31 protein-coding genes are annotated in these 26,461 nt (G+C 63.0%); 21 read left to right on the top strand and 10 right to left on the bottom strand.

The features are described from left to right. Positions 1-362: 362 nt before the first annotated feature. The 9 genes from tauA (at position 363) to NKK51_RS29580 (ending at position 7,896) form a co-directional block, all read left to right on the top strand. The gene (gene tauA / locus NKK51_RS29620) at positions 363-1,376 is read left to right on the top strand and encodes a taurine ABC transporter substrate-binding protein (RefSeq protein ID WP_352555718.1); all 1,014 of its coding nucleotides are present in this window, start codon (positions 363-365) and stop codon (positions 1,374-1,376) included. 125 nt (positions 1,377-1,501) lie between these two features. Continuing rightward, entirely contained in the window at positions 1,502-2,293 is a 792-nt protein-coding gene (locus NKK51_RS29615; protein ID WP_023813438.1) for a taurine ABC transporter ATP-binding protein, read from the top strand. Then, complete coding sequence (locus NKK51_RS29610) at positions 2,290-3,150, top strand: ABC transporter permease subunit (protein ID WP_352555716.1); 861 nt, start codon at positions 2,290-2,292, stop codon at positions 3,148-3,150. Before NKK51_RS29615 ends, NKK51_RS29610 begins: the two co-directional genes overlap by 4 nt. Before the next feature lie 31 nt (positions 3,151-3,181). Then, positions 3,182-3,367, top strand: a complete 186-nt coding sequence (locus NKK51_RS29605) for a hypothetical protein (protein WP_031213663.1) — start codon at positions 3,182-3,184, stop codon at positions 3,365-3,367. Between the two features lie 183 nt (positions 3,368-3,550). Further along, positions 3,551-3,838 (top strand): GIY-YIG nuclease family protein, encoded by a 288-nt coding sequence (locus NKK51_RS29600; protein ID WP_352555722.1) that lies wholly within the window; start codon positions 3,551-3,553, stop codon positions 3,836-3,838. Between the two features lie 256 nt (positions 3,839-4,094). Further along, positions 4,095-5,066, top strand: a complete 972-nt coding sequence (locus NKK51_RS29595; protein WP_352555714.1) for a sulfonate ABC transporter substrate-binding protein — start codon at positions 4,095-4,097, stop codon at positions 5,064-5,066. A gap of 91 nt (positions 5,067-5,157) precedes the next feature. After that, positions 5,158-6,321 (top strand): FMNH2-dependent alkanesulfonate monooxygenase, encoded by a 1,164-nt coding sequence (ssuD, locus tag NKK51_RS29590; RefSeq protein WP_352555720.1) that lies wholly within the window; start codon positions 5,158-5,160, stop codon positions 6,319-6,321. Then, on the top strand, positions 6,318-7,094 hold the full coding sequence (locus NKK51_RS29585; RefSeq protein WP_352555712.1) for an ABC transporter permease subunit: 777 nt from the start codon (positions 6,318-6,320) through the stop codon (positions 7,092-7,094). Before ssuD ends, NKK51_RS29585 begins: the two co-directional genes overlap by 4 nt. Positions 7,095-7,104: 10 nt before the next feature. Further along, positions 7,105-7,896, top strand: a complete 792-nt coding sequence (locus NKK51_RS29580; protein WP_127268050.1) for an ATP-binding cassette domain-containing protein — start codon at positions 7,105-7,107, stop codon at positions 7,894-7,896. Between the two features lie 235 nt (positions 7,897-8,131). Here the strand turns inward: NKK51_RS29580 and NKK51_RS29575 are convergent, their stop codons facing one another. Further along, complete coding sequence (locus tag NKK51_RS29575; RefSeq protein ID WP_352555710.1) at positions 8,132-8,308, bottom strand: hypothetical protein; 177 nt, start codon at positions 8,306-8,308, stop codon at positions 8,132-8,134. Between the two features lie 309 nt (positions 8,309-8,617). Between NKK51_RS29575 and NKK51_RS29570 the strand changes: the two genes are divergently transcribed. From NKK51_RS29570 to NKK51_RS29550, 5 genes are all read left to right on the top strand, one after another. Continuing rightward, positions 8,618-8,977: a septal ring lytic transglycosylase RlpA family protein gene (locus tag NKK51_RS29570; RefSeq protein WP_127297693.1), complete on the top strand. Its 360-nt coding sequence runs from the start codon at positions 8,618-8,620 to the stop codon at positions 8,975-8,977. A 247-nt stretch (positions 8,978-9,224) separates the two neighbouring features. After that, a complete protein-coding gene (locus NKK51_RS29565) occupies positions 9,225-10,502 on the top strand; it encodes a polyhydroxyalkanoate depolymerase (protein WP_352555708.1) in 1,278 nt (425 codons plus the stop codon). A 235-nt stretch (positions 10,503-10,737) separates the two neighbouring features. Then, positions 10,738-11,355, top strand: coding sequence for a transglutaminase-like cysteine peptidase (locus NKK51_RS29560; RefSeq protein WP_352555706.1), 618 nt, complete (start codon positions 10,738-10,740; stop codon positions 11,353-11,355). 186 nt (positions 11,356-11,541) lie between these two features. Further along, positions 11,542-12,348, top strand: a complete 807-nt coding sequence (locus NKK51_RS29555; protein ID WP_128305612.1) for a glycosyltransferase family 25 protein — start codon at positions 11,542-11,544, stop codon at positions 12,346-12,348. A 247-nt stretch (positions 12,349-12,595) separates the two neighbouring features. Continuing rightward, complete coding sequence (locus tag NKK51_RS29550) at positions 12,596-12,769, top strand: hypothetical protein (protein WP_352555704.1); 174 nt, start codon at positions 12,596-12,598, stop codon at positions 12,767-12,769. Between the two features lie 85 nt (positions 12,770-12,854). On the opposite strand, the gene NKK51_RS29545 is transcribed toward NKK51_RS29550, so the two are convergent. The 4 genes from NKK51_RS29545 to NKK51_RS29530 are packed head-to-tail and all read right to left on the bottom strand — an operon-like array spanning position 12,855 to position 15,624. Further along, the gene (locus tag NKK51_RS29545) at positions 12,855-13,223 is read right to left on the bottom strand and encodes a helix-turn-helix domain-containing protein (RefSeq protein ID WP_013528719.1); all 369 of its coding nucleotides are present in this window, start codon (positions 13,221-13,223) and stop codon (positions 12,855-12,857) included. A 25-nt stretch (positions 13,224-13,248) separates the two neighbouring features. Continuing rightward, positions 13,249-13,776: a Smr/MutS family protein gene (locus NKK51_RS29540; RefSeq protein WP_023813424.1), complete on the bottom strand. Its 528-nt coding sequence runs from the start codon at positions 13,774-13,776 to the stop codon at positions 13,249-13,251. Next, on the bottom strand, positions 13,773-14,891 hold the full coding sequence (gene mltA / locus NKK51_RS29535; RefSeq protein WP_352555702.1) for a murein transglycosylase A: 1,119 nt from the start codon (positions 14,889-14,891) through the stop codon (positions 13,773-13,775). The genes NKK51_RS29540 and mltA overlap by 4 nt, the downstream gene beginning before the upstream one ends. Positions 14,892-14,916: 25 nt before the next feature. Beyond that, the gene (locus NKK51_RS29530) at positions 14,917-15,624 is read right to left on the bottom strand and encodes a Tim44/TimA family putative adaptor protein (protein WP_352555700.1); all 708 of its coding nucleotides are present in this window, start codon (positions 15,622-15,624) and stop codon (positions 14,917-14,919) included. Between the two features lie 217 nt (positions 15,625-15,841). On the opposite strand from NKK51_RS29530, the gene NKK51_RS29525 reads away from it, so the two are divergent. The 3 genes from NKK51_RS29525 to NKK51_RS29515 all read left to right on the top strand — a co-directional run bounded on the left by NKK51_RS29525 (position 15,842) and on the right by NKK51_RS29515 (position 17,503). After that, positions 15,842-16,342 (top strand): FxsA family protein, encoded by a 501-nt coding sequence (locus NKK51_RS29525; RefSeq protein ID WP_023813421.1) that lies wholly within the window; start codon positions 15,842-15,844, stop codon positions 16,340-16,342. A 129-nt stretch (positions 16,343-16,471) separates the two neighbouring features. Continuing rightward, the gene (secB, locus tag NKK51_RS29520) at positions 16,472-16,969 is read left to right on the top strand and encodes a protein-export chaperone SecB (RefSeq protein ID WP_023813420.1); all 498 of its coding nucleotides are present in this window, start codon (positions 16,472-16,474) and stop codon (positions 16,967-16,969) included. A 246-nt stretch (positions 16,970-17,215) separates the two neighbouring features. Beyond that, the gene (locus NKK51_RS29515; RefSeq protein WP_023813419.1) at positions 17,216-17,503 is read left to right on the top strand and encodes a GIY-YIG nuclease family protein; all 288 of its coding nucleotides are present in this window, start codon (positions 17,216-17,218) and stop codon (positions 17,501-17,503) included. Positions 17,504-17,668: 165 nt separating this feature from the next. Here the strand turns inward: NKK51_RS29515 and dnaQ are convergent, their stop codons facing one another. The 5 genes from dnaQ to NKK51_RS29490 form a co-directional block, all read right to left on the bottom strand. Further along, a complete protein-coding gene (dnaQ, locus tag NKK51_RS29510) occupies positions 17,669-18,373 on the bottom strand; it encodes a DNA polymerase III subunit epsilon (protein ID WP_023813418.1) in 705 nt (234 codons plus the stop codon). Positions 18,374-18,669: 296 nt separating this feature from the next. After that, entirely contained in the window at positions 18,670-19,269 is a 600-nt protein-coding gene (gene coaE / locus NKK51_RS29505) for a dephospho-CoA kinase (RefSeq protein WP_352555698.1), read from the bottom strand. Next, on the bottom strand, positions 19,266-20,108 hold the full coding sequence (locus NKK51_RS29500; protein ID WP_352555697.1) for a shikimate dehydrogenase: 843 nt from the start codon (positions 20,106-20,108) through the stop codon (positions 19,266-19,268). The genes coaE and NKK51_RS29500 overlap by 4 nt, the downstream gene beginning before the upstream one ends. Beyond that, positions 20,101-20,700 carry a Maf-like protein gene (locus NKK51_RS29495; RefSeq protein ID WP_352555695.1) on the bottom strand — a complete coding sequence of 200 codons (600 nt, stop codon included), beginning with the start codon at positions 20,698-20,700 and terminating at the stop codon, positions 20,101-20,103. The genes NKK51_RS29500 and NKK51_RS29495 overlap by 8 nt, the downstream gene beginning before the upstream one ends. A gap of 378 nt (positions 20,701-21,078) precedes the next feature. Further along, complete coding sequence (locus NKK51_RS29490) at positions 21,079-21,900, bottom strand: pyruvate, water dikinase regulatory protein (protein ID WP_023813414.1); 822 nt, start codon at positions 21,898-21,900, stop codon at positions 21,079-21,081. A gap of 403 nt (positions 21,901-22,303) precedes the next feature. Here NKK51_RS29490 and hemE point away from each other — a divergent pair, with 403 nt between their 5' ends. The 4 genes from hemE to yddG all read left to right on the top strand — a co-directional run bounded on the left by hemE (position 22,304) and on the right by yddG (position 26,460). Further along, positions 22,304-23,335: a uroporphyrinogen decarboxylase gene (gene hemE, locus NKK51_RS29485; protein ID WP_352555693.1), complete on the top strand. Its 1,032-nt coding sequence runs from the start codon at positions 22,304-22,306 to the stop codon at positions 23,333-23,335. Next, on the top strand, positions 23,335-23,871 hold the full coding sequence (gene hemJ, locus NKK51_RS29480; RefSeq protein WP_352555691.1) for a protoporphyrinogen oxidase HemJ: 537 nt from the start codon (positions 23,335-23,337) through the stop codon (positions 23,869-23,871). The genes hemE and hemJ overlap by 1 nt, the downstream gene beginning before the upstream one ends. Positions 23,872-24,101: 230 nt before the next feature. Continuing rightward, on the top strand, positions 24,102-25,367 hold the full coding sequence (gene rho, locus NKK51_RS29475) for a transcription termination factor Rho (protein WP_013528732.1): 1,266 nt from the start codon (positions 24,102-24,104) through the stop codon (positions 25,365-25,367). A gap of 172 nt (positions 25,368-25,539) precedes the next feature. Next, positions 25,540-26,460: an aromatic amino acid exporter YddG gene (gene yddG / locus NKK51_RS29470; protein WP_352555689.1), complete on the top strand. Its 921-nt coding sequence runs from the start codon at positions 25,540-25,542 to the stop codon at positions 26,458-26,460. Position 26,461 lies beyond the last annotated feature (1 nt).

The following is a 26,461-nucleotide window of genomic DNA, read 5'->3' as shown; positions in this document are numbered from 1 at the left end:
GCCTCCACAAAACTGAACTGACCGCTCGGCTTCGTCGTCATCGCAAGATCCCTGTTTCAAAAACAGGGAATCACATCCACACAATTTTGCAACAGGCCCCTTGCGGGGGAGATGGCCGGCAGGCCAGAGGGGGTGCTGTCCCGCCGACATCGGAAGACTTCGGACAGTAGCCGAGCCCCCAACGTCACGGCTTGGATCAAGCCAGGAGATCGCTTGCAGCCGCCACATCCGCTTCGCCACCCAGCACCGACAGCTTTTTTCTAACAAGCTCGCCTTGGTTGGAAGGATTTAACTCTACAAGAGCGATAGAATTAGCTGACTATCATAGGGCATTCCGGTTTTTCTCTTTTCAGGAGCCCTTCATGTCCACCATTTCGCGACGCATTATTCTGCTCTCGTCGGCGGCACTGGCCGGTGCGGCCTTCCTCGGCCCGGCCCTTGCCGACGACCTCAAGATCACCATCGGCTATCAAACGGTAGTCGAGCCTTCGAAAGTGCCGCAGGCCGACGGCGCCTATGAAGAGGCGACGAAAGCCACCATCGACTGGCGCAAATTCGATTCCGGCGCCGATGTCATCGCCGCGGTCGCTTCCGGTTCGGTCGATATCGGCTATGTCGGCTCGAGCCCGCTGGCGGCGGCGGCGAGCCGCGAGCTGCCGATCCAGACCATCTTTATCGTCGGCCTGATCGGCGAATCCGAGGCGCTGGTGGCGCGCAACGGCGCCGGCATCGCTGGGGTCGCCGACCTCGCCGGCAAGAAGGTCGCCGTGCCCTTCGTCTCGACGACGCATTACAGCCTGCTCGCCGCGCTGAAGCACGAGGGCGTCGATCCGAAGTCGGTCGAGATCCTCAATCTGCGGCCACCGGAAATCGCGGCGGCCTTTTCCCGCGGCGATATCGACGCGGCCTATGTCTGGGATCCGGCGCTCGGCCAGATCAAGACGACCGGCAAGGTGGTGGTGGATTCCTCGCAGGTCGCCGCCTGGGGCGCGCCGACCTTCGACGCCTGGATCGTGCGCACCGACTTCGCCGAAAAGAACCCTGAGGCAGTGCGCGACTTCGTCAAGGTGACGGGCACCGCCTATGCCGAGTTCCTCGCCAAGCCCGACGCCTGGTCGGTGTCGTCGCCACAGGCGGCCGCGATCGCCAAGATCACCGGCGCCAAGCTGGAAGAGGTGCCGCAGCTGCTCAAGGGCTATGTCTTCCCGACGCTCGAAGAGCAGGCTTCGGACAAGTTCCTCGGCGGCGGCACGGTCAAGGCGGTGGAAGCGACATCCGCCTTCCTCAAGGAGCAAGGCAAGATCGACGCCGTGCTTCCCGATTATTCCAAATACGTGTCGTCGAAATACGTCACCGAGGCGCTTGCCTCGAACTGAACGCCTGACGCCAAACGAACGCGCGCGGATCTTCTTCCCTGACGCCGCGTGCTGCCTGCCCCGGAACCGCTGACGAGGAGCGGTTTCGGGGCAGTCGGATTTGCTTCAAAATCGGCGAGGTATCCATGCCGCATCTCGTGCTCGACCCCCATCTCGTACTGGACAAGGTCTCGATCCACTATGACGGCCAGGCGGAGCCTGCCGTCGAACGGGTGTCGATCGATGTCGCCAAGGGCGATTTCGTCGTGCTGGTGGGCCGTTCCGGCTGCGGCAAGACCTCGCTGCTCAACGTCGCCGCCGGCCTTGTCGCGCCGGCGCGAGGTACGGCTTCCATCGACGGCAAGCCGATCACCGCGCCGGGCTCGGACCGGGCGGTGGTGTTCCAGAACGATGCTTTGTTCCCATGGCTGACGGCGCGCGAAAACGTTGCCTTCGCGCTCAGGCTGCGCGGTGTCAGGCCAGCCGAGCGAGCCCAGCGCGCCGATGAGTTGCTGGCGCTGGTGAAGCTCACCGACGCCGGCGACAAGCGCATCTGGGAGCTTTCCGGCGGCATGCGCCAGCGCGTCGGCCTGGCCCGGGCGCTCGCCGCCGAACCCGAATTCCTGCTGCTCGACGAACCGCTCGGCGCGCTCGATGCGCTGACGCGCGAACGCATGCAGACGACGCTGCTCGATCTGTGGACGGCAAGCGAGGTCGGCGTGCTGATGGTGACGCATGGCATCGAGGAGGCGCTGGTGCTGGCCACCCGCATCGTCGTGCTGGCGCCCGGGCCGGGCCGCGTGGTGCGGACTTTTGAACCCGGCTTCTCCAGGCGCTACGCGTCTGGCGAAGCCATTCGCACGATCAAGGCCGATCCGATTTTTTCCGAAGCCCGCGCGGACTTGACCGATGCGATCTTCGAAGGAGAAGCGGCATGACCGTTACTTCCTACACGGAGCGACCGGGACACAAGATCGACGAGGCCGACGGCCTGTCGGTGCCATGGTCGCGACCCAGCCCCAAGCGTAAAGGCGTTTCGGCCCGCGCGGTCAGCGCTGTCACCATCCTGGTGGTGCTGGCGCTGTGGGCGCTGTCGGCCCGCCTGCAACTGGTGTCGCCAGTGTTTCTGCCATCGCCTGCCGCCGTGTGGAACAAGTTCATCACCGTCGCTCGTGACGGCTTCGTCGATGCGACGCTGCTGCAGCATGCCGTCGCCAGCCTGTGGCGGATATTCGCCGCGCTGGTCGCCGCCATCCTCATCGGCGTGCCGGTTGGGCTCGCCATCGGCATCAGCACGATCGGGCGCGGCATCTTCGATCCGCTGCTGGAATTCCTGCGGCCGATCCCGCCGCTCGCCTACCTGCCGCTGGTCATCATCTGGTTCGGCATCGGCGAGCCGTCGAAGATCCTGGTGATCGCCATTGCCATGCTGGCGCCGGTGGCGCTGTCGACCGCGTCCGGCGTTCGCGGCGTCTCGCAGGAGCGCATCAATGCGGCGCGCTCGCTGGGTGCTACCCAGCGCCAAGTGGTCCGCCACGTCATTCTGCCCAGCGCGCTGCCGTCGATCCTGACCGGACTGCGCATCGCGCTCGGCGCCGGCTGGTCGACGCTGGTCGCCGCCGAACTGGTGGCGGCGACACGCGGGCTTGGCTTCATGATCCAGTCGGCCGCCCAGTTCCTCGTCACCGACGTGGTGGTGATGGGCATATTGGTGATCGCGGCCATCGCCTTCGTGCTCGAATTCACCATCCGCAGGCTCGAACGCGTCCTCGTCCCGTGGGCGGGACGCGAATGATTGGAAACCAGAAGAGCAGGAGAGAATGACGATGACCCATTCCACCGCCGTGCTGTTCGCCCAAGCCGGTAACTGGCTTCTCGCCTGGACCAGGGAAAGCCAGCCGCTAGAACAGCAACTGAAATCGCCAACGCCGGTCCGCTGGGACGCCGAGCGCGACCGCCTGCCGCCACGCGACGAGAGTTTTTACTGGGCCTGGCAGTATTGGTCGCAGTGAAGGGCGTGGGGCACGACTTGTGTCACGAAGACGGCTTAACTTAAGCTTCGTCATCCTAGGGCGAAGCAAGGAGCGAAGCGACGCGGCGCAGGCCCTAGGATCCATGCCGTGACGGTGGTCGTAGAATGCGGCGGATCAGAAATGTCGCTTTGCACGCCAACTCACGCGGGCTACCCTTCAACCATGACCGGCTATGCCTACATGACCGCGAGTCAGAAGCGCCGTACGATCTACATCGGTGTCACCAACGACCTCGGCCGCCGCGTACCCGAGCACAAGTCCGGCCAAGGCTCAGGCTTTACCAGTCGCTACGGCGTGCAACGCCTTGTCTGGTACGAAGAGTATTTCGACATTACCGACGCCATCCAACGTGAGAAATCACTGAAGCGCTGGCCACGACAATGGAAGATCGAACTGATCGAGAGGGCCAATCCGGAGTGGTTCGAGCTCTTTCGTGGAACCGGCTGGTAGGCGCTCGGTTCCTTGCACCGCCGGAGCATAGCATCACCGTCACGGCATGGATCCTAGGGTCTGCGCCCCGTCGCTTCGCTCCTTGCCTCGCCCTAGGATGACGAAAGCTGGGGCTGCCCGCAGAAAACAAATCCGCTCTTCAAGTCCATCTCGCAAAATCATTCCTCTACTAAATTTATAGAACTACCTAGCCTGATTCATCTTCCAACCGGCGAGGTCATTTCCGGCGCCGATCCGCAGCGAAGGAGAGGGATCAATGTTCAATCTGACCAAGCCTTTCAATCTGACGAGACGTGTTTTCGGCATCGGCCTGCTGGCGGTGACGGTTGTCCTGTCATCCGGCGCCACAGCGCAGGAGCTGAAGCAGCTCAGCATCGGCTATCAGAAGACCGGCCTGCCGGTGATCGCCAGGCAGCAGCAGGTGATCGAAAAGGCACTTGAAGACAAGGGCGTGACGGTCAAATGGGTCGAGTTCACCGCCGGGCCGCCGCTGGTCGAGGCGCTCAATGTCGGCGCCATCGATGTCGGCTGGACCGGCGACGCACCGCCGATCTTCGGCCAGTCGGCCGGCGCCAACATCGTCTATGCGGCGGCGCTGCCGTCGAATGGCGACGGCGAGGCGATCTTCGTCAAGCCGGCGTCGCCGATCCAGTCGGTCGCCGACCTCAAGGGCAAGCGCGTCGGCGTCGGCAAGGGCACCAGCGCTCACAACCTGCTCGTCGCCGCGCTGGAAAAGGCCGGTGTTCCGTTCGACCAGATCACGCCGGTGTATCTCAGCCCGGCGGATGCGGCCGCAGCCTTCGCCAGCGACCAGATCGATGCCTGGACTGTTTGGGATCCGTTCTTCGCCATCGCCGAAACCCGCTACCAGCCGCGTGTGCTGGCCCGCTCCAGCGAGGTGCTCAAGGTCAACACCTACTTCCTCGCCAACAAGGATTTCGCCAAGGCGCACCCCGAAACCGTCACGACGACGATATCGGCCCTCGGCGAGGCGGCGAAATGGGCCGACCAGAACCGCGACAAGGTGGCCGCGGCGCTGCATGAGGTGACGGGTGTGCCGCTCGACGCGCAGATCATCGCCGCCAACCGCACCAAGTTCGGCATCTTTCCGATCACCGACGAGATCATCGCCGGCCAGCAGGCCACCGCCGACCGCTTCTATAAGCTCGGGCTGATCCCGAAAGCGGTCCGCATCTCCGACGCGGTGTGGACAGCACCCGGCAACTAACTTGTCCCCTGACGGCGCCGGGTGAGAACGCCCGGCGCCATTTGCGTTTGCACCCATATCTCCAGGAGATCCGCCCGTGACTGTGCCAGACATGACCGCGCCTGCCAGCACCGCACCGCTCGATTTCTTCTGGTTCATCCCGACGCATGGCGACGGTTCTTATCTCGGTTCCGAGGAGCAGCAGCGACCGCCCGAATTCGGCTACTTCAAGGAGATCGCGCAAGCGGTCGACCGGCTCGGCTTTCCCGGCGTGCTGCTGCCCACGGGTCAGAACTGCGAGGATTCCTGGATCACCGCGACAGGTCTCGCGACGCTGACCGAAAAGCTGAAGTTTCTCGTTGCGCTGCGGCCGGGCGTCACGCTGCCGACTTTCGCCGCGCGCCAGACCGCCGCCCTCGATCGCTTGAGCAATGGCCGCCTGCTGCTCAATGTCGTGGTCGGCGGCAACCCGACCGAGCTCGCCGGCGACGGCGTCTTCCTGCCGCATGACGAGCGCTATGCCCAGGCGCATGAGTTCCTGACCATCTGGCGCGGCCTGGTGTCGGGCGAGCGGGTTAATTTCGACGGCAAATATTACCGCGTCGAGAGTGGCCGCCTCGACCTTCTGCCGCACCAGGAGCGGCCGCCGCTCTATTTCGGCGGGTCGTCCGACGCAGGCCAGGACCTCGCCGCCGACCTCGTCGACATGTATCTGACCTGGGGCGAGCCGCCGGCACAGGTGGCCGAGAAGCTCGCCTCGGCGCGCGCAAAGGCGGCACTGTGCGGCAGAAAACTGCGTTTCGGCATCAGGCTGCATTTCATCGTCCGCGAGACCGAGGACGAAGCCTGGCGCGCCGCCGACCGGCTGATCAGCCATGTCACCGACGCGCAGATCGAAAACGCGCAGGCGCGCTTCCTCAACCAGATGGATTCAGTCGGCCAGCGCCGTATGGCGCAATTGCATGGCGGACGCCGTGACAGGCTGGTCGTCTCGCCCAATCTGTGGGCCGGTGTCGGGCTGGTGCGCGGCGGCGCCGGCACGGCGCTGGTCGGCACGCCGGAACAGATCACCGAGCGCATCCGGGAATACCAGGCGATCGGCATCGATACCATCATCGGCTCGGGCTATCCGCATCTCGAGGAGGCCTACCGCGTCGCCGAGCTTCTGTTCCCGAAACTCGGGCTCGGCACCAGACGGCAGCGGGCGCATGAGAACATCGCCAACGAATTCTCGGTCGGCTTCCATGGCGCCAACCGCCTGCAGGCTTCGTCATGAGCTTTTCCACGCGCCTGCATAGCAATGCCATCGGCTGGCTGCTGCCGGCGCTGGTTATTGTCGGCTGGGAGATTGCCAGCCGCGCGGGCGTCATGCCCGCCAACGTGCTGCCGGCGCCGAGCGCGGTCGCCGAAGCCTTCTGGCGGCTGACGCTGTCAGGCGAACTGATCCGCAACATCGGCGTTTCGACCGCGCGCGCCCTTGCCGGCTTCGCCATCGGCGGCTCGATCGGCTTTGCGCTTGGCCTTGCCAACGGGCTGTCGACGCTCAGCCGCGGCCTGACCGACACGACGCTGCAGATGATCCGCAACATCCCGCACCTGGCGCTGATCCCGCTGGTCATCCTGTGGTTCGGCATCGACGAGGAAGCCAAACTGTTCCTGGTGGCGCTCGGCGTGTTCTTTCCGATCTACGTCAACACGCTGCTCGGCATCCAGAGCGTCGACCCGCAGCTGGTCGAGATGGGCCGCGTCTACGGCATGGACCGACGCGCCCTGTTCTTCCGCGTCATCCTGCCCGGCGCGCTGCCGGCGATCTTCGTCGGCCTGCGCTATGCCCTGGGCATCATGTGGCTGACGCTGATCGTCGCCGAAACCATCTCGGCCAGCTCCGGCCTCGGCTACATGGCCATGCAGGCGCGCGAATTCCTGCTGATCGACGTCGTCGTGCTGTCGATCCTGATCTACGCGCTGCTCGGCAAGCTCGCCGACAGCCTCGCCCGCCTGCTCGAGCGGCTGTCGCTCGGCTGGCATCCGGCCTTCCAGAACGGATGAGAGATTGCCCATGACCGCCGCCAGCCTGACCGCAGCCCGTTCCTTCGTCGCCACGCCGGTGCGGCCGATCGGCTCCGTCGAAGGGCAGCGGGCCTTTGCCTTCAGGCAAGCCGGCAAGCGCTTCGGCGACAAGACCGTGCTCGACGGCATCGACCTGGACGTGCCGGCCGGACAGTTCCTTGCCGTCATCGGCAAGAGCGGCTGCGGCAAGAGCACGCTTTTGCGGCTTCTGGCCGGGCTCGACCGGCCGACATCGGGATCGCTGACATTCGGCGTCGAAGAGGAAGGACACAGCCGCACGCGCTTCATGTTCCAGGAGCCACGGCTCCTGCCCTGGGCCAGCGTGGTGAAAAACGTCGAGGTCGGGCTGACCGGGATTGCTTCCGGCGCGGAGGCAAGGCAACGCGCGCTCGACATTCTCGGCGAGGTCGGGCTTGCCGATCGGGCCGACGAATGGCCTTCGGTGCTGTCCGGAGGTCAGAAGCAGCGCGTGGCGCTGGCCCGCGCGCTGGTCGGCCACCCGCAGATCCTGGCTCTCGACGAGCCGCTCGGCGCACTCGACGCCCTGACCCGCATCGAGATGCAGCAGCTTCTGGAACGCATCTGGATCGCGCAGAAGTTCACGGCTGTGCTGGTCACGCATGATGTCGCCGAAGCGGTCGCGCTGGCCGACCGGGTCGTGGTGATCAGCGAAGGCCGGATCGCGCTTGATCTGGATGTGCCCGTGGAACGGCCGCGCCGGCGCGGTTCGGTGGAGTTGGCCCGGCTGGAGGGCAAGATTCTGGATCGGCTGTTCGGGTAGCTTTTTGACGATATACAACATTTGGAGGCGTCGGCGGGACAGCGCGCCCCTCTGCCCTACCGGGCATCTCCCCCTCGAGGGGGAGATTAGCAGCTTCGGCCTCGCTGCCCTCTTTCAATGATGGAGATTAGCGAAAGCAGTGATGACGGCCAATCTCCCCCCTCGAGGGGGAGATGCCCGGTAGGGCAGAGGGGGGCGCCACAGATCGCCGCCCCTCGTTCTACAGCTCACACCCCTACCGGTTCGCCCACACCAATCCCACCAGCCCGACCAGCATGGTGACGACGCCGATATAGAGCCATTGCGACTGGCCGGTCATGAAGCTGCCGCCGACCACGCCGAGGCCTTGTAGCGACCACAGCGCGCCGACGGCAAGCACAATCAAGGCCAGCAGATTTTTGCTCATCCTCATTGCCGGATCTCCCTTTTCAAGTCGATTGGTTGCAGCATCGGGGCCGCGATAAAAGAGCTAAAGGAAGTGGTCCGACCGCGCCAGACTCTACTTGGATATTAATGTTCGATCTTGTCAAACGGATGCCTGGCAGCAGGACAAAGATCATCATTGACAGATCATCGCGCGGCGGAAAATGCCTGACAAACTGTTACCCAGCGACTCCAAACGTGTGCCATTGCCACGGAACCGCCAGATGACTGCCGCATTTCGCGCCTTATTTGGCACCTAACGGCTGGGGTCTGTCAAAAACGGAGCCATCCCCCAAATATGAAGAACCCAAAACAGACCGCGCTTGTCGCGGTAACGATCGCTGCTGGCCTGATGGTCGGCGCTTCTTCGGCAACCGCGGCCAGCCAGTGCGGCCGCGCCTCGTGGTATGCCCTGCACTCCAAGACCGCATCGGGCGAGCGCATGAACCCTTCGGCGCTGACCGCTGCCCACCGAACCTTGCCTTTCGGCACCAAGCTCCGAGTGACCAACAAGAACAACGGCCGCAGCGTCGTCGTGCGCATCAACGATCGCGGTCCGTTCATCAAGGGACGCGTGCTCGACCTGTCGAAGGGTGCGGCCGGCCAGCTCGGCTTCATCGGCTCCGGCCACACGTCCGTGTGCATGGCGCGCGTCTAGAGCTTCCTGTGTCCGGCAAGAGAGCCGGACACATTGCCTACACATTTCGGCTTACACATTTCGCAGTCGCACACTGAGCCGGCTGGCACCGTTCGGCCCCGATTTCCACGGCCTTGAACCAAAGAAGCATTGGTCACGCCGCGTGACGTATTGCATCGCAGCAATTAGTTGTTAACTTCCCCGCGAGACATCTAGGGCTCGGCGCGGCTCGTCGTCCCTTCGGTCGCAGGCAGCAGCGGGGTTCTCGATGTTCTACCAGCTCTATGAGATGAACCACGCGGCCCTGCAGCCGGCGCGCCTCTATGCCGACGCGGTGCGGATGTTTTACTCCAATCCGCTCAATCCGTTTTCCCACACGCAATGGGGCCGTTCGATCGCGGCGACGGCCGAACTGTTCGAGCGCACCACGCGCCGCTACGGCAAGCCGGCCTTCGGCCTGACCAAGACCGTGGTCGACTGGAAGAGCGTCGAGGTCACTGAAAAGACCGTCTGGTCGAAGCCGTTCTGCAATCTCGTCCGCTTCGAGCGCACTGTCCCCGCAGGACGCAAGCCCGATCCGAAGCTTCTGATCGTGGCGCCGATGTCAGGCCACTATGCGACGCTGCTGCGCGGCACGGTCGAAGCCATGCTACCCTATGCCGACGTGCACATCACCGACTGGGTCGATGCCCGCATGGTGCCGCTGGCCGACGGCCAATTCGATCTCGACGACTACATCGACTACGTCATCGACATGCTGCACACGCTGGGGCCGGACACGCATGTGATGGCGGTGTGCCAGCCTTCCGTGCCGGTGCTGGCCGCCGTGGCGCTGATGGAAACGAAGGGCGATCCCTTCGTGCCCTCGACCATGACCTTGATGGGCGGCCCGATCGACACCCGCAGCAACCCGACCGCGGTCAACCTGCTGGCGCAGGAAAAAGGCATCGACTGGTTCCGCGACAATGTCGTGATGCAGGCGCCCTGGCCGGTGCCGGGCTTCGGCCGCGAGGTCTATCCAGGCTTCCTGCAGCTGTCCGGCTTCATGAGCATGAACCTCGACCGCCACATCATCGCCCACAAGGACTTCTTCATGCATCTGGTGAAGCATGATGGCGACAATGCCGAGAAGCACCGCGATTTCTACGACGAGTATCTTGCTGTCATGGACCTGACGGCGGAGTTTTATCTGCAGACCGTCGACACGGTCTTCGTGCGCCAAGCCTTGCCCAAGGGCGAGATGACGCATCGCGGCACCAGGATCGATCCCTCAGCGATCCGCAACGTCGCGCTGTTCACGGTCGAAGGCGAGAACGACGACATATCGGGCCTTGGCCAGACCAAGGCGGCGCATGATCTGTGCCCCAACATCCCGGCTGAGCGGCATGCCCACTACATGCAGCCGGCGGTTGGCCATTACGGCGTGTTCAACGGTTCGCGCTTCCGTTCCGAAATCGTGCCGCGCATCGTCGACTTCATCACCAGCTATGGCCGCCAGGAGCGTGTCGCGGTGAAACCGAAGCTGGTCCGCGCCGCCAAGAGATAATGCAAGGCCGCCCAAAATTGCGGGTTTTGGGACAATGACCTGCGTAAAGCCAAGCTTAACGGCGACAACCGGTGCAATGGACCGGTATAAGCCGGCTGACTGGCCGATTCTGTTGCACAAGTGCCGCTGTCCAGCCCTTCGGGTAACCATGCCGACAATCCGACCGTCGTCGTAATTGACACGGACTGTAAATCCCCCTTAACCTTTCGTTAATAACAAAGGGTGAGCGGGGACAATGATTTCCTCATCGATGGTGCGACGGCTGCGCGTGTATGTGGCGGCCGGGCTGGCAATGACGGCAGGCTGGGTGGCACCGGCTTTGGCGGGTGGAGCGATGGCGACCGGGGGGCTCACCTCGCAGCCGATCGGCCACTATGATTTCTGCAAGCTGCATCCGGGCGAATGCTCGATCCGCCCGACCAATCTGGCGCCGGCCACGATGAGCGACGGGCTGATGCGCAAGCTTCTCAATGTCACCGCCAGGGTCAACGCCGCCGTCAAGCCGATGAGCGACATGGATATCTACGGCAAGGACGAAGTCTGGGCCTATCCCGACAAGGGCGTCGGCGATTGCGAGGACTATGTGCTGGAAAAGCGGCGCCAGCTTTCGCGCATGAGCATCTCGCTTGCCGATCTTCTGATCACCGTCGTGCGCAAGCCCGACGGCGAGGGTCACGCCGTGCTGACGGTGCGCACCGACGAGGGCGACTATGTGCTCGACAATCTGACCGACAAGGTCAAACCATGGGACGCGACCGGTTACCGCTTCCTCAAGCGGCAGGCGATCGACAACACCGGCCGCTGGGTCTCGATCCGCGGTGGCCAGCAGGTTCTGGTCGGCGCGGTGCAGTAATACGGCGTTTGCCGGAAGCATCCATCGCTTCGTCATCCTAGGGCGAAGCAAGAGCGAAGCTCCGTCACGGCGACTCTAGGCCACGCTCGATCGCTCCACTTCCTCAATATCATCCTCACTGACAACCGGCGCAAAAAGTTCATCGCTGATGAGCTGGTGCGTGCTCCTGGCAAACGAGAATAATCAATGAGATCCTATGTGATCAACCTGGACCGCAGTTCCGATAGACTGGTGCGGATGACTGATCGATTCGCGTCTGTCGGGCTTAGCTTCGAGCGAGTCTCGGCGGTGGACGGACGACTGCTGAGCCCGACCGACATCTCCGATGTCTACAAGCCCGTTTTCGGGGCGGCCACAATGACGCCGGAAGAGGTAGGCTGCTTCTTGAGCCATCGCCGGTGTTGGGAAAGGATCGCCTCGGAAGCAGACCCCTACGGCTGTGTTTTCGAGGACGACGTGTTGATGTCCAGGCATGCGGATCTGTTTCTTGGCGATGACACCACATGGATTCCAGCAGGCGCGGACATCGTAAAGATCGAGGCGATTGCTGGACGGGGGGTATGGCTTGACCGCGCTGTCAAGCTGCTGTCTGGAGACTTCAAATTGGGGCTTCTTCGCGGCTTCGCATTCGGGTCCGGCGGGTACATCCTCTCGAGGTCGACAGCCGAGCGCCTTCTATTGATCACGCGGGTATTCTCGGATGCCGTCGACCATGTGAAGTTCAACCCCGGATGTGGGATAGCTGACAGTCTGAAATCCTATCAGATGTTCCCGGGTCTCTGTATTCAAACCCAAGTCTTTTATCCCAAGGGATCTAGTCTAGTCGATGCGCCTGCACTCGCCACCCATAGTGTACCGCGTTTTCCGGGGAGAAGTAGGCCATGGCTGGTACAGAAGAGCCTGCAGGCTTTTCGTCGGATGTCGCACAAGTTGCGTCGTCATCGACGAACCGTGATACTCTTTGCCGATGAGGGCTGCCCGGCAGAGCCATGAGATATCGGGAGTACACCCCGGTCGCTGGCAAACTCCAACCAAACGCCTGACGGCCCATCTGATCCTTGGGTCTGCGTGCCCGCTTCGCTCGTAGATGACAGAAGTTATATTTCTCCGTGAACCATTTCGCTCCGGCCTGCGACACACAGCCGTGAACCGAAACCAACCATGGAGACTTCAGATGACTGCTTTTCTGCGAAATACCCTTCTTGCCGCTCTCGCGGTGTCGAGCATGGCCGGATCCGCCATGGCCGATCAGACCACCACCAGCTGTGCCAAAACCAACCTCAACGACCTCTGGGCCGGCCGCTGTTGCGGTGATGCCGGGGCGTCGGACTGCCTGGGTGGCGGAAACAATGGCCATGGCGGAAATGGCGATCACGGCCGGGGCGGAAATGGCGGCACGGCCGGCAAGAAGTGATCTCACCACTGTGCCCGCTGGCGGTCCGCCGGCGGGCAGTTTCCTTCTGAAGCAGGCGAACTTGCATCACGCTCGGATCGTCGGACTACGGCCGCTGGTTTAACGCCGCGCGGATCGATGCGGTGATGCGGCGGAGCTCGGTTTCGTCGAGTTTCTCGATGTTTTCCGCCAGCAGATTGGCAAGCTCGGTGGCGGCGGGGGAAAGACCCGACGTGTCGAGTTTTACACGCGGATGCGAGGCCTCGGCCAGCCGCGCCAGTTCCTCGGCATCGTCCCAGATGATGTTGAAATAGCCGATGATCTTCTGGATCAGCGTCCAGGTCGGGGCACCGCGCCTGCCATGTTCGAGCGCCGACAGATAGGCGGCGCTGACGCCGATCGCCGCCGCCATGTCCTTCTGGCGGACACCGCGTTCGCTCCTAAGCGTCCGCAGCTTCTCTCCGAACGGGGTCATGTCCCCACCCTCATGATAGAGCTCCTCACAGGCGCGCCCGCCGCAGGCGGATATAGAGCGCACCCGAACCGCCATGATTGCGGGCGGCATGGTCGTGGCTGGAGACCAGCGGCCGGAAGGCGGGCGTCGACAGCCAGGCCGGTACCGCGCGCCGCAACACGCCATCGCCGCCGGAGGACGAGCCCTTGCCGGTGATGACCAGGACATAGCGGACGCCGCCGGCATGCGCCCGGTGCAGGAATGAAAACAGCAGCGAATAGGCCTCGTCCTGGGTCAGGCCGTGCAGATCGACGCGGCCCTCGATCGGCAGCCGGCCCTTCGACAGCTTGTCCAAGGTCGGTTCGTCGAGCGCATGCGCGACATGCTGCGTCTTTGGTTTGGCTGCCCCGGGATTGGCCATGGGCTGAACCGGTTGCGGCTGACTTGGCCTGACCTCGGCAGGGATTTCAGGGATGTCGACGGCAAATTTGCCCTTCAGCGGCTTGGCCGTGCGCGCCACCAGGTTCCACAGAACCCGGTCGTCCTCGCTGAGCTTGTCCGGGCGCCGGGTCATCGGACCGCACCTGCAACGAGCGCGCGTGGGATCAGCGCATAAAAATCCGCGGCATTGCGGACCACGCCGGCGATCTCGCCCGCGGCATCGCCCGAACCGGCGAACAGGTCGCCCCGCGCCGGCCCGGTGATGGCCGAGCCGGTGTCCTGCGCGATCATCAGGCGGCGGAACGGTTCTGCGTCGAAAGCAGTGAGCGTCGGCGCGTCGATGTAAAAGGGCGTGCCGAATGTATGCAGCAGGCGGTCGACGGCGATCGAGCGGCCCGGCGTCAGCGGCACCTTGGCGGCGGCGATCGGGCCAAGGGCGGCGTCCTCGACATCGGCCTGGCGGAAGAAGATGTAGGAGCGGTTCTGCCACAGGATCTCGTCGACGCGGCCCGGATGCGCCTTGAACCAGGCGCGGATCGACTGCATCGTCACCTCCGCCAGCGGGATCTCGCCCAGCTCGCTCAGGATCTTGCCGGGCCCGGTGAAGCGCTGGCCGGATTTGGCGGCATAGGTGACGCGGACAAGCCGGCCGTCGGTCATGGCGAGGCGTGCGGCACCTTGCACGTGAATGAAGAAGGCATCGACCTTGTCGGCCAGCCAGGCGATTTCCAGACCCTTGCCGTCGAGCGCGCTACGCTCGATCTCGCCACGGTCGGGATACTCGACCGGCCCGCTCGGCGTCTGGCGCGCGAAAGCGAGGTAGGGATCCAGGCCGGGCGGCCGGTTGCTCTCGTCGATATCGACGAGATCGGCCGGGCGCGACAGCAACGGCACCGAAAACCGATCCGTGCGCACCGGTGACGCCTCGACCTGCGGCTCATAGAAACCAGTGACGAGCCCGGCGCCGGCATGTTCGGCGGGGATAAGCGCCGGGACGAAATGGCGCTCGAAGAAGGCGCGGGCTTCCCCGCGGGTCGGCGACTGATTCGCCAGCGAAACGGTCCGGGCCTTGGCGTAGGCATCGGCAAAGGCGTCGAAGTCGATGCCGAGCGCACCACTGCGATAGGGTTTGGTCAGGACATGGAAGGCCGAGCGGCGAAAGGCGGCGAAAGCCGCCGAATGGTCGTCATCTCCCCAGCCGGGCAGGTCGCCGAAGGCTTTCTCGACAAAAAGAGGCGATAGCGACACCGGAGCCTCGCCGCGTGTTTCCGAACTAGTCTTCTTCCTCGGTGGCGACGAGCTTCCAGTTCGGGTCGCGCGAGCGCGTGTCGCGGGCGAAGGTCCAGACATCCTTGACCTCTGCGACGGTTTCCGGGTCGCCGTCGATGACCGCGCCGGCCTTGTCGCGGGTCGCCGAAATCAGCTCGCTGATGATGCGCAGCGTGACATGCGCCTCGCCGCCCTTCATCTCGGCCGAGACGATGTCGGCCTTGTCGATGCCGACGAAGGAGGACTGGATCTTTTCCGCCTTGGCCTCGCGCTCGCCGATGGCGGCGACAAAACCGTCATAGACCTCGCGCGACAACAGGTTCTTCAGCGTTTTGCGATCGCCGTCGGCATAGGCCATGACGATCATCTCGTCAGCCCTCTTGGCGCCGTCGACGAAACCCTTCGGCTCGAAGGACGGATCATTGTCCTTGATCGTGCGCAGGCCCTTGTTGAGGTCGGTATCGGGCTTGGCGAAAGCGTCGATCGCGGCATAGGTGTCGGGAGCCGGCTCGCCTGGCGGGCGCTTGCGCGGCAGCGAGACGACATTTTCTGATTTCTGGGCGGCATCCTTGTCGCCGGTGCGAGCCGCCGAATAGGGATCGAAGGGCGGCCGTTCGCTGCCGGTGCGGCGGCCCAGCACATTGCGCAGCTGGAAAAAGATGACCACCGCCGCAATCAGGAAGAAAATCGTGCCGAAGTCGAAGAATCCCATATCTTCCGCCAATCAATCCCTGCCCTGTGGCCGGACCGTCAGGCCCAATGGCCACGGTCGCATAGCGTTCAACATTCAAAGCATATAGAACGCAAGGCGCAATCATTCAAATCAAAGGCAGGCATACCTATCTAACAGCCTCAGTGCCAGCGGCGATTGCCAACTGGCGGCCAAAACAATCGAAACGTCATAACAATCGAAAAAAGGTTGGCAAGACTTGCGCATTTCGCTGCTTCCCTTCTTTCTCCTCGCGCTTCCGCTGCTGGAAATCGCCGGTTTCGTCATCGTCGGCCGTGAGGTCGGAGCGCTGGCGACGGTCGGCCTCGTGCTGGCCTCGAGCATCGCCGGCGTGCTTTTGCTCCGGTACCAGGGCTTTGGTGTCATGGCCCGCATCCGCACCGAGATGGCCGCCGGCCAGAACCCAAGCCGCCACCTTGCGCACGGCGCCATGATCGTGGTTGCGGCGATCCTCCTGATCATCCCCGGCTTCATATCAGACATCATCGGCCTGCTTCTGTTCCTGCCGCCGTTGCGCGACTTTGCCTGGAACCGGTTCAAGGGCCGTATTGTCGTCGCCACCGATTTCTCGACCGGCGGTTTTCGCAGCCGCCAGCGCGACAGGGTCATCGACCTCGAAGACGGCGACTATTCGCGCGAGGACGATCTGAAGCGCGGCCCGGATCACAACTCGCCGTGGCGCCGCCTGAAGGACGATTAGGGCGCCGTCCCATCTATATCCGCAGCCGAGAAGCAAGGCGGCAAACCTTGTCTTGTCATCCCCGCCATGGTAGCGAACGCCCGATTTCAATTCGGTCAGCGACGCTGCCCAGGCAAGAGGACAAGGCTTATGGCCAGCAAGGATGACGCGCCGGTCGGCGCAGCCAACGGAAACGGCAATGCGGCGCAGCCGTCGCTCAACGTTCTGGCGCAATATGTGAAGGACCTGTCGTTCGAAAGCCCCGGCGCGCCGAATTCGCTGCGCGGCCGCGACAAGGCGCCGGGCATCGCCATCAACGTCAACGTCAACGCCAACCCGCTCTCCGACAAGCAGTTCGACGTCAATCTGACGCTGAACGCCAAGGCGTCCTTCGACCAGGAAGTGCTGTTCAATGTCGAGCTGGTCTATGGCGGCGTGTTCGCCATCGCAGGCTTTCCGCAGGAGCACATGCTGCCGATCCTGTTCATCGAATGCCCGCGCCTTTTGTTCCCGTTCGCCCGGCAGATCATCGCCGAGGCAACCCGCAATGGCGGCTTCCCGCCGCTGATGCTCGACCCGATCGACTTCGCCCAGATGTTCCAGCAGAAGCTGGCCGAGGACGAGGCGTCCAAGGTCAAGGTGAGCTGAGGCCTGCTGTCATCGTTGTTGTTTCTGAGAACCCGGCCTTGTGCCGGGTTTTCTGTTTGGAACGCTGGCGGGGCAGCGCCCCTTCGAGGTTGGCTGAAGGCCCCTCGCGTCTTCGTCATCCTAGGGCGGAGCAAGGAGCGTAGCGACGCAACGCAGACCCTAGAATCCATGCCGTGACATTCGCCTTAGAATGCAACGGATCAGAATGGCGCTTGTTCCCGCGCCTGTGCTCGCTACGCTAAAACCATGACCGGTTATGTCTACATGACTGCGAGCCAGAAAGGTGGCACCCTCTATATCGGTGTCACCAACGACCTCGGTCGCCGCATGCCGGAGCACAAGTCGGGCCAAGGCTCTAATTTCACCAGCCGCTACGGTGTTCAGCGGTTGGTCTGGTACGAGGAGTTTTTCGACATCACCGATGCGATCCAACGTGAGAAGTCCCTGAAGCGCTGGCCGCGCCAATGGAAGATCGAATTGATCGAAAAGGCCAATCCAGAGTGGTTCGAGCTGTTTCGCGGGACGGGGTGGTAACGCTCGGTTTCTTGCACCGCCGGAACATATCATCACCGTCACGGCATGGATCCTAGGGTCTGCGCCGCGTCATTCGCTCCTTGCTTCGCCCTAGGATGACGAAGTTATGGGGGTCCGCTGCCAATCTTGAGGGTCGGCCCTTCCAGCCTTGCCGCCATCGCTTCTCTAACTGCCAGCAGCAACCTTCAGCCACAACGCCTTCTCACCCAACGTCCCGACCATGCCGGCGTGCGCGGCGCGTTCGGCTTCGGTGAGGCGGGGCCGCAGGGGTGCCGGGCGCTGGCTGATGATGATCTCGATCTGGCGGACATTTTCGCCTTGCGCCGGCGCGGTGGCGCTGTCGAGGATAAGGGCCGCCTGCTTGCCGCCGATCAGCTCGATATAGACCTCGGCCAGCAATTCGGAATCGAGCAGGGCGCCGTGCTTGGTGCGCCTGGTGTTGTCGATGCCGTAACGCCGGCAGAGCGCATCGAGCGAATTGGGGCCCATCGGGTGCTTGCGGCGCGCCAGCGCCAGCGTGTCGACGACGAGGCCGTTGTCGATGACGGGATGACCGAGCCGGCCGAATTCAACGTTCAGGAAGCCGATGTCGAAGGTTGCGTTGTGGGCGACCAGCTTGGCGCCGTCGGTGAAGTCCAGCCATTCCTGCACAATCTCGGCAAAGGTCGGCTTGCCCGCGAGGTCCGCCGCGCTGATGCCGTGCACCGCCTGTGCCTCGGCATGGATCGCGCGCCCTTGCGGGTTGATGTAGTGGTGGAAGGTCTTTCCGGTCGGGAAGCGGTTGACCAGCTCGACGCCGCCCAGCTCGATCACGCGGTCGTCGCGCGAATCGAGGCCGGTGGTTTCCGTGTCGAAGATGATCTCACGCATCGAATCAGTCGCTCCAAAGGAGCAGAATCATGAGACCGGAACAAAATGGCAATGGGAAACGAAGCTGATCAGGGCAATCACTACAGGTTTGCGCTGCCCCTCATCGCCCTGCCGGGCACTTCTCCCCGTATAGTGACGGGGAGAACGACGCCTTCGCAAAGGATTTCGCCAATCTCCTGCGTTAGCAAGAGAGTAGCCGAGGTCGCGGCCAGCTCCTTCTCCCCGTCACTATACGGGGAGAAGATGCCGGCAGGCAGATGAGGGGCGGCGCTGACGTTGACAGACGGCAGCCAGTGTCAATGGCCCGGCTTGCCGACCCCGATCAGTTCCGCAATGATCGCATTCACCTGATCCCGCGCGGCGTCCAGCCCCTGGCCGGTGTCGACCACGAAATCGGCCTGACGACGCTTTTCCGCATCCGGCACCTGCTTGGCCAGGATCGACGCCAGTTTTTCCTCGGTCATGCCTGGCCGCGCCAGCACACGCTCGCGCTGGGTCTCGGCCGATGCGGTGACGACGACGACCTTGTCGACGCGGTTGCGGCCGCCGGTTTCGAACAGCAGGGGAATATCGAGGACGGCGATCGGCGCGCCTGATCCACGATGCCTGGCCAGAAAGGTATCGGCGTCGGCGCGCACCAGCGGGTGAATGATCGCCTCGAGCCGCTTCAGCCCGGCGGCGTCGCCGAGCACGCGCGCGCCAAGTTTTGTCCGGTCGACCACCCCGGCAGATGTGGTGCCCGGAAACGCCGCCTCGACCAAAGGGGCTGCCTTGCCGGCATAGAGGCGATGCACCGTCTCGTCGGAATCATGGACCGGCACGCCGGCGTCAGTGAACATCCTGGCCGTGGTCGACTTGCCCATGCCGATCGAGCCTGTGAGGCCGAGCACGATCATGGTTTTGGTACCAGATCGGCAACAATGATCGCCCGGAGTTCGGCCGTCACCCGCGGCCTGACACCGAACCATCGTTCGAAGCCGGGCACGGCCTGATGCAGCAGCATGCCGAGGCCGTCGACCGTCTTCAGCTTTCGCGCGCGGGCGGCCGCGAGCAGCGGCGTCTCCAGCGGCACATAGACGATGTCGGTGACGATGGCATGGTCGGGCAGCCGGGCGGGATCGGCCGACAGGCCTTCATTGCCATGCATGCCGAGCGCCGTGGTGTTGACCAGCAGGCCGGCATCGCCGAGCAGTTCATCCGTAGCCGCCATGCCATGCGCCGACACGCCGGCGCCGAAACGATCGCGCAGTTCTATAGCCCGGGAGAGCGTACGGTTGACGATGCGGATGTCGGTCACGCCGCGCTCCTTCAGCGCATGGATGACGGCGCGCGACGCGCCGCCGGCGCCAAGCACGACCGCCGGGCCCTTGCTCGCCCAGCCCGGCGCATGATCGTCGAGGTTGGCGGCAAAGCCGTGACCGTCGGTGTTGCCGCCCCACAGGACGCCATCCTCGAACCACAGCGTGTTGACGGCGCCGATTTCTTGCGCCGCCTGGTCGCGGCGTTCGGCCAATGCGAAAGCCGCTTCCTTGTGCGGGATGGTGATGTTGCCGCCGCGGTAATTGTTTGCCTGCAGCGTTTTCACGAATACGGCAAAGTCTTGCGGCGCGATATCGATGGCCCGGTAGCTCCCGTCGATGCCATGTTTGGCCAGCCAGTGGCCATGAATCTTCGGCGAGCGCGAATGCTTGACCGGATGGCCCGACACGAAGGCTTTTTTCGACGCCTCAGCCATCGATCGCTCCCAGCGTGCGCAGTTCGGCCAGCAGCGGCAGAAGCGGCAGGCCGACAATGGTGAAATGATCGCCCTCGATTTTCTCGAACAATTGAATGCCTTCGCCTTCGATCTGATAGGCGCCGACGCTTCCCAGCGCCTTGGCGCCGACGCGGGCGAGATGGCGGCCGATGAAGGCCGGGTCGAGCTTGCGCATGGTCATCGAGGCGATGCCGACATGCCGCCACAAAACCCTGCCGTCGCGGACCAGAACAGCGGCGCTGTTGAGCTGATGGGTCTTGCCCGACAGCGCCAAGAGATGACGGCGTGCGCCTTCCCTATCGGCCGGCTTGTGGAACACCTCGTCGCCAAGGGACAGCGTCTGATCGCAGCCCAGCACCAGGGCGCCCGGCCTGCGCTCGCTGACGTCGGTGGCCTTGGCCTCGGCCAGCACCAGGGCGACGTCCTCGGGCGAGACGCCGCTATCCTGCAAAGGCCCCTCGAGCGCCCGCTCGTCGACTTCAGCCGGCACCGCCTCGACATCGACGCCGGCATTGACGAGCATCGCCTTGCGGAACGGGCTGCCCGAAGCGAGGATGATTTTCTCAGTCATGATTTTTCGCCTGATCAATTGTCTAACCGTTGTTGAGATTCTGGCTCCAACAGAAAACCGCTGCACCTTCGACCACCGTCACGGCATGGATCCTAGGGTCTTCGCGACGTCGCTTCGCTCCTGCTCCGCCCTAGGATGACGAAGGCGTGGTGGCTTTTTGGCCAATCGCGGATGTCGGGCCTGGCACCTGCGCCGTCAAAGTGCAGTTGGTGGCAATCGCAAACCTTCGAAATTGGCCGAGACAATCGTCCCTTCGTCATCCTAGGGCGAAGCAAGGAGCGAAGCGACGCAGCGTAGACCCTAGGATCCATGCCGTGACCTTCGAACTTCGCGGCGTCGAAATAGCCGGGCAAAACCTCACCCGGCTGCTGGCCTCATTTATCTCGACTTCCCGCGCAGGGCAACGATCGCCGCCGCCGTTTCCTCGATCGAGCGGCGGCTGACGTCGATCATCGGCCAGCCATGGCGCGTGCAGATCTTGCGGGCATAGGCGAGCTCTTCGCTGATCGCCGCGCGGTCGACATAATCCGATGCCTCATACGAGCTGCTGTTGCCGAGGATGCGGTTTTGCCGGACATGCGAGATGCGCTCGGCGGTGGCGATCAGCCCGACGATCAGCGGCTTGCTGGCGGCAACCAGGCTTTCCGGCACCGGGACGCCAAGCACGATCGGGATGTTGGCGGTCTTGATGCCGCGGTTGGCGAGATAGATGCTGGTCGGCGTCTTCGACGTGCGAGAAATGCCGATCAGCACCACATCGGCATCGTCCATATTGAGCGGCAACTGGCCGTCATCATGGTCCATGGTGAAATTGAGCGCGTCGATGCGGCGGAAATATTCGGCGTCGAGGACATGCTGGGCGCCGACGCGGCGACCGGCCGGGGTGCCTAGATAGGACTGGAACACGGTCAGCACCGGCTCCAGCACCGACACGCAGGGCAGGCCCATGGCCGCGCAGCGCTCGTCGATGCCGCGCGCCAGCTTCTGGTCGACGACCGTATAGAGGATGATGCCCGGTTCCTCCTCGATGTCCTCGAACACCTTTGCCACCTGCTTTTCGGTGCGGATCAGCGGATAGATATGCTCGATGGCGCGCGCGTCCTTGTACTGCGCCGAAGCTGCCCGGCCGGCGGCAAGCAGCGTTTCGCCGGTCGCGTCGGAAATCAGGTGCAGGTGGAAGAAGCTCTGGGGTTTGTTCACAGGGGTCACCTGGGGCTGTGGGCTTCTGTGGATAAGCGGGATGAAAAGACGGGCCTGTCGGAGGCGACTGTATCAGATGGCAGTTTGTCCACAATTCGATGCACTGTCAGCTTCGTCGGGCGACTGGGGACAAGTTTGGGGACGGCTTTTTTCGACTGCGGTCCGTCCACAGGACCCGCCTTTCATCGCTGTGCCTAACACTTTGACTCGATTGATCGATTCGGAGCTATCCCCAGAACCCTACATCTGGGAAAAAGAAGCACGCGACAATATGTTGGCTGGTGTTTTCCGGGGCAAAGCGGGACAGGTGACAACCACCAGAACCAACAGACTCTTAGAATCAGAAGAATCTTAGATATAAGAATCTTTGATTATAGAAGAGGCTGGGAGAAGCGAGCACCCGATGCCCCAGAACCGGATCATGCTGGATGTCCTCAGGGGCAAGGCTCATTTTCCGCCTCCGCTCTGGATGATGCGTCAGGCCGGGCGCTATCTGCCGGAGTATCGGGAGACACGCAGGCGAGCAGGCTCGTTCCTGGACCTCTGCTACGATCCTGACCTTGCGGTCGAAGTGACCTTGCAGCCGATCGAGCGTTTTGGTTTCGATGCCTCGATCCTGTTTTCCGATATCCTTGTCGTTCCGCATGCGCTTGGCCGTGACGTGCGCTTCGAAGAGGGCAGAGGGCCGCTGCTGACGCCGATCACCGCGCCGGAGATTTTGGCTCTGGAAGGCAAGGTGTTTCACGTGAATCTCGAACCGGTCTACGAGACGGTTCGCCGGTTGCGGGCCAAACTGCCCGAAGAGACAACCCTGATAGGCTTCTGCGGCGCGCCGTGGACGGTGGCGACCTACATGATCGCCGGCCATGGCACACCCGACCAGGCGCCGGCGCGGCTTTTTGCCTATCGCGAGCCGGTGGCGTTTCAACGACTGCTGAAGGTGCTTGCCGAACATTCGGCCGCCTATCTCATCCGCCAGATCGAGGCGGGCGCGGATGTGGTGCAGATTTTCGATTCCTGGTCCGGCGTGCTGGACGATGAAACTTTCGACCTGTTCTGCGTTCAGCCAATGGCCGAGATCGTTGGCCGGGTGCGGGCGGTTCATCCCGATGTTCCGATCATCGGTTTTCCCAAGGGCGCCGGTTCGCGCTACCGGACCTATCGGCAAAAGACCGGCGTAACGGCGCTGGGGATCGACTGGACGGTGCCCTTGGTCGCGGCGAAGGAATTGCAGCGCTCAGGTGCGGTTCAGGGCAATCTCGATCCCTTGCGGCTCGTGGCTGGCGGCAAGGCGCTGTCGGATGGTGTCGAGGCGATCCTGAAGGCGCTGGGAGACGGGCCGCTGATCTTCAATCTCGGTCACGGCATCACGCCGGAGACGCCGATCGCTCATGTCGAGGCGATGGTGAAACAGGTGCGGAGCGCGACACGCTGATGGCTGAGATGAAAAACACGAACAGCACCGGCCAGGCGATGATGCGCATGACGATCGGTATCGCCGTGCTGGTCGTTTTCACCGCGCTTTTGTATTTCGCCGCACCCGACAGTTTCTATCCCTGGGCCAAGGCGATCCATATCCTCGCCGTCATCTCATGGATGGCGGGCATGCTCTATCTGCCGCGGCTGCTGGTCTATCACGCCGATGCCGAGAAGGGCTCGGTGCAGTCCGAGACCTTCAAGGTAATGGAGCGGCGCCTGCTGCGCGGCATCATCAACCCGGCGATGATCGTCACCTGGGTATTCGGCCTATGGCTCGCCTGGAAGGGTTTTGGTTTCCAGGGCGGCTGGCTTCACGCCAAGATCGGAGCGGTGCTTTTGCTGTCGGCCCTGCACGGCTATCTCTCGGGCGCGGTGCGCAAATTCGCCGATGACCGCAATGAAAAACCGGCCAGGCACTGGCGGATGGTCAACGAGATCCCCACATTGCTGATGATCGCAATCGTCATCCTGGTGGTGGTCAAGCCGTTCTGATGCATGCTGCTCAGAAACGACCAGGAGACAGCGACAGGCATTGACGCGTTTTAAGCCTTCATAGGGCACGCAAAACGCAGCTTGCTCTTTCACCCGACCGACGATAAAAGACGGGTCTTCCTTCCCGTCATGCGCCGCCCCTCGTTGTTTTCGGCCGCGCCCGGCATTTGTCGCATCCCGCCGATATTTTCCCAAAGCCTACCCAGACTCCATCTATTCAAGGTCCGTCTATGCAAGAAATGAAACTCGCCGAGTTCAAGAACAAGAAACCGCCAGAGCTGATCGCTTATGCCGAGTCGCTCGAGGTCGAAAACGCCAGCGTCATGCGCAAGCAGGAGCTGATGTTTGCGATCCTGAAGAAGCTGGCCGCCCAGGAGATCGAGATCATCGGTGATGGCGTGGTCGAGGTGCTGCAGGACGGTTTCGGCTTCCTGCGCTCCGCCAACGCCAATTATCTGCCAGGTCCCGACGACATCTATATTTCGCCGTCGCAGATCCGGCGCTTTTCGCTGAAGACCGGCGATACGGTCGAAGGGCCGATCCGCAGCCCGAAAGAGGGCGAGCGCTATTTCGCGCTGCTCAAGGTCAACACCATCAATTTCGACGATCCCGAGAAGATCCGTCACAAGATCCACTTCGACAATCTGACGCCGCTCTATCCGACCAAGCGGCTGAAGATGGAGATCGAGAATGTGACCACCAAGGACATCTCGGCCCGTGTGATCGACCTGGTAGCGCCGATCGGCAAGGGACAGCGCGCTTTGATCAACGCGCAGCCGCGTACCGGCAAGACGGTTCTGATGCAGAACATCGCCCACTCGATCACCGCCAACCATCCGGAATGCTATCTGATCGTGCTTCTGATAGACGAGCGGCCGGAAGAAGTGACCGACATGCAGCGCTCGGTGAAGGGCGAGGTGATCTCCTCGACCTTCGACGAGCCGGCCGTGCGCCACGTGCAGGTCGCCGAAATGGTCATCGAGAAGGCCAAGCGCCTGGTCGAACATGGCCGCGATGTCGTCATCCTGCTCGATTCGATCACCCGCCTCGGCCGCGCCTACAACACCGTCGTGCCGTCATCCGGCAAGGTGCTGACCGGTGGTGTCGACGCCAACGCCCTGCAGCGGCCGAAGCGCTTCTTCGGCGCCGCCCGCAACATCGAGGAAGGCGGCTCGCTGACCATCATCGCCACCGCGCTGATCGATACCGGCAGCCGCATGGACGAAGTCATCTTCGAAGAGTTCAAGGGCACCGGCAACTGCGAAATCCAGCTCGACCGCAAGGTGGCCGACAAGCGCATCTATCCGGCCATGGACATCTTGAAGTCCGGCACCCGCAAGGAAGACCTGCTGGTTTCCAAGCAGGATCTGCAGAAGATTTTTGTGCTGCGCCGCATCCTGGCGCCGATGGGAACCACCGACGCGATCGAGTTCCTGATCGATAAGCTCAAGCAGACCAAGACCAATGCGGATTTCTTCGATTCGATGAACACGTAAAGGTCAGGCCGAAATCTTCCGGTCTGTGTATTGAAGCCCCATTCCGCGAAACCGGGATGGGGTTTTTCATTGTCCGGCGGCAAGTCGCTTTCCCGATATCGGGCGGCTGTATGTGGCGGCAGACGATTTCGCGTTCATGCAAAGCTCGTGTCTGCAAACTGGAAGCAGCGACGTGAAGAAGACAATCCCGACCCTGATCGGCTTTTCGGCCATCCTGACCTGGTCCTTCCTGGCGCTGCTGTCGACCGCTGCGGGCTCGATCCCGCCGTTTCAGCTGGCAGCCATGACCTTCCTGCTCGGAGGGCTGGTCGGCGCCGGCAGCTGGATTTTCCGCCCAGGCGCGATCCGGTCGCTGCGGCAGCCATGGCCGGTCTGGGCGATAGGCACGGCGGGACTGTGCATCTACCACTGCGCCTATTTCTTTGCGATCCAGTCGGCGCCGCCGGTCGAGGTCAGCCTGATCGCCTATCTCTGGCCATTGCTGATCGTCGTCTTTGCAGCTTTCCTGCCCGGTGAGAGGCTGAAGGCTCACCACGTCGTGGGCGTCGTTCTCGGGCTTGCCGGCGCCATCGTGGTGATCACCAAGGGCGGCAATGTCGGCCTAGCCAATGGGGTGATGAAGGGCCATGTCATCGCGCTCTTCTGCGCCTTCATCTGGGCTGGCTATTCCGTCCTGTCACGCCGCTTCGGCCAGGTGCCGACGGATGTCGTGGCCGGTTATTGCTTCATCACGGCGGCGGTCGCTTTCTCGCTGCACCTGATGCTTGAGACCACGGTCTGGCCGCAGACGCCGACGCAGTGGACGGCTATCGTCATTCTGGGCACGATTCCTCTGGGAGCCGGCTTCTACGCCTGGGATTTTGGCTGCAAGCACGGTGACATCATGATCCTTGGCGCCCTGTCCTACGCCGCGCCGCTGTTGTCGGTCATCGTGCTGTTGCTGGCAGGCTTTGGTGTGTTTCACTGGTCGGTGGCGCTCGCCTGCGTGCTGATCACCATCGGTGCGGTGATCGCCGCCAAGGATTTGCTGTTCAAGCGCCGGCCGGCTGGTTCTTCGACCGAGGCGTTCTCCGAGCCGGCGCAAGGCGCCTGAC

The sequence above is a fragment of the Mesorhizobium sp. M0011 genome (assembly GCF_040324155.1).
Classification (GTDB): Bacteria; Pseudomonadota; Alphaproteobacteria; order Rhizobiales; family Rhizobiaceae; genus Mesorhizobium.
This window is presented reverse-complemented; position numbering and strand designations above follow the sequence as displayed.